Origin of the sequence: Mesorhizobium sp. M7A.F.Ca.US.005.03.2.1, from assembly GCF_003997795.1 — a bacterium.
Classification (GTDB): Bacteria; Pseudomonadota; Alphaproteobacteria; order Rhizobiales; family Rhizobiaceae; genus Mesorhizobium; species Mesorhizobium ciceri.
Map to the genome: position 1 here is coordinate 1 of NZ_RZRP01000943.1, position 2262 is coordinate 2262.

Here is a 2262-nt window from a genome sequence, read left to right on the forward strand (position 1 = left end):
CCGCCACAGGCTTGGCCGCGGCCTCGGAGAAATCCTTCGCAACCTGACGGTGGAACAGAGCCTGCGTCGCGTGGTCATTGCAGGCGGCGACACGTCGAGCCACGCACTCGGCGAGATGGGTGTCGATGCCCTGACAATTCGCATGCCGCTGCCCGCTTCGCCGGGTTCCCCGCTTTGCGTTGCCCACTCGCGCGTCAAGGCGATCGACGGACTGGAGGTCGCGCTCAAGGGCGGCCAGGTCGGGACCGATCGCTATTTCTCAGCCATCCGCGACGGCCTCGGCGGTTGAAACAGCCAGCGCCTGCGTCCAGGTGCTGGCCGGGGGGAACATCTCAACGCGCGAAATACGCCTTGCCGGGTGGAAATCCCGGTAACACCCGGTATTATCTGCGAAAATGCCGAAGTCGGGAGGATGCCGGGTGCAGACCAAGAAGATCATCAACGATGGCAACCGCGCCGTCGACGAGATGCTGGAAGGCATCCTGGCAGCGCATCCCCGCCATCTCAAAAGCGTGGAGGGTAGCCCACGCTCCATCGTCGCCCGCGACGGGCCGCGCCAGGGCAAGGTGGGCCTCGTCATTGGCGGCGGCTCGGGCCATGAGCCAAGCTTTCTCGGCTTCGTCGGCAAGGGATTGGCCGACGCGGCGGCCATCGGAAATGTCTTTGCCTCGCCACCGCCGGACCCGATCCTCGAATGCGCCAAGGCGGTCAGCGGCGGCGCCGGCGTGCTGTTCATGTACGGCAATTATGCCGGCGACGTGATGAATTTCGACATGGCGGCCGAGATGGCGGCGATGGACGACATCGAGGTGCGCACGGTGCTGAGCACCGACGACGTTGCCTCGGCACCGCGCGACCAGCGGCACAAGAGGCGCGGTGTCGCCGGCAATTTCTTCATCTTCAAGGCGGCCGGCGCCGCCTGCGACCGGATGTTGTCGTTCGACGAATGCGAGCGCATCGCCGGCAAGGCCAACGACCACACCTTCACCATGGGCGTGGCGCTGTCGCCCTGTTCGCTGCCGCAGACCCGCCGGCCTAATTTCGAGATCGGTCCGGACGAGATGGAGATCGGCATGGGCATCCACGGCGAGCCCGGCATCGCGCGCGAAAAGTTGAAAAAGGCCGACGAGATCACCGACGAGATGCTGGACAGGATCCTCGACGAGATGGCGCCGGCGCGCGGCGACAAGGTCGCGGTGCTCGTCAATTCGCTGGGCTCAACGCCGCTGATGGAACTCTACATCATGAACCGGCGCGTGAAGCAGAGGCTCGATGAGATCGGTGTGTCCATCCACGCAAGCTGGGTCGGCAATTACTGCACCTCGCTCGAAATGGCCGGGGCCTCGATCACGCTGCATCGGCTGGACGGCGAGTTGCAGACGATGCTGGACCACCCCTGCGACTGCGCCATGTTTCGCGCCGGCTAAACCCACTTCTGTGGCAAGGACCAAGACATGACGACAATCGACACCGCCCGCCTTGTCGCGATGTTCGCGGCGATCGCAACCGCCATGTCCGCCGACAGGGACCGACTATGCGCGCTTGACGGGGTTATCGGTGACGCCGACCACGGCATCGCGATGGAGCTTGGATTTTCCGCTGCGCGCGATGCGGTGGCCGGACTGGACACCGCGGCGACCGATCCGACCACCTTGCTGAACACGGCGGCAAAGTCGTTCCTGAATGCGGTCGGCGCCTCCTCCGGTCCGCTCTATGCGACCGCGCTCATGCGCGCCGCGGCAGCCGTCAAGGGCAAGACGGCGCTCGACGACGCGGACGTGGTCGCCCTGTTCCAGGCCATGGCCAAGGGCATTCAGGATCGCGGCAAGGCAGAACCTGGCGAAAAGACGATGATCGATGCATGGGCGCCGGCGGGGCAAGCGGCGGGCGAAGCGCTGGCCTCAGGCAAGGATCTGGCCGCCAGTCTCAAGGCCGCCGCCCAGGCGGCAGAGACAGGCGCGGAAGCGACCAAAGCGATGGTGGCCACCAAGGGCCGGGCATCACGCCTCGGCGAACGTTCGCTTGGCCATATGGATCCGGGCGCTGCGTCCGCCGTCACCGTGATCGAGGCGATGCGGACCGCCTTGACCGACTGATCATCAGCGGACTTGCCGCGTCTTTCAGCGCTTGGCGTCGAGCTTGTCGACGGCCTGCACGTTCGCGGCAGATGGGCCATTCGGATCAAACTCGGAGGCAAGCCATGCGTCGGCGATCGATTTCGCCAGTTCGGGACCGATGACGCGGGCGCCCATGGTGATGATC

At 65.6% G+C, this 2262-nt stretch carries 4 protein-coding genes; 3 read left to right on the forward strand and 1 reads right to left on the reverse strand.

Annotated elements, in window-relative coordinates; translation table 11 throughout:
* The 3 genes from EN991_RS32930 to dhaL form a co-directional block, all read left to right on the forward strand.
* Positions 1–289 (forward strand): nucleotide-binding domain containing protein (locus tag EN991_RS32930; RefSeq protein ID WP_281058831.1); only part of this gene is annotated, 289 nt, incomplete at its 5' end.
* Positions 290–419: 130 nt separating this feature from the next.
* Positions 420–1427: a dihydroxyacetone kinase subunit DhaK gene (locus EN991_RS32935; RefSeq protein ID WP_127370306.1), complete on the forward strand. Its 1008-nt coding sequence runs from the start codon at positions 420–422 to the stop codon at positions 1425–1427.
* Between the two features lie 27 nt (positions 1428–1454).
* Positions 1455–2096, forward strand: a complete 642-nt coding sequence (gene dhaL / locus EN991_RS32940) for a dihydroxyacetone kinase subunit DhaL (protein ID WP_127370307.1) — start codon at positions 1455–1457, stop codon at positions 2094–2096.
* A gap of 24 nt (positions 2097–2120) precedes the next feature.
* Here the strand turns inward: dhaL and EN991_RS32945 are convergent.
* Positions 2121–2262, reverse strand: a 142-nt coding sequence (locus EN991_RS32945; protein WP_206519297.1) for an RpiB/LacA/LacB family sugar-phosphate isomerase, incomplete at its 5' end; no start/stop codon positions are given.

Bases quoted from the DNA above. Each gene is read 5' to 3' on its own strand.
- dhaL (WP_127370307.1), top strand. From the start codon at position 1,455: ATGACGACAATCGACACCGCCCGCCTTGTCGCGATGTTCGCGGCGATC.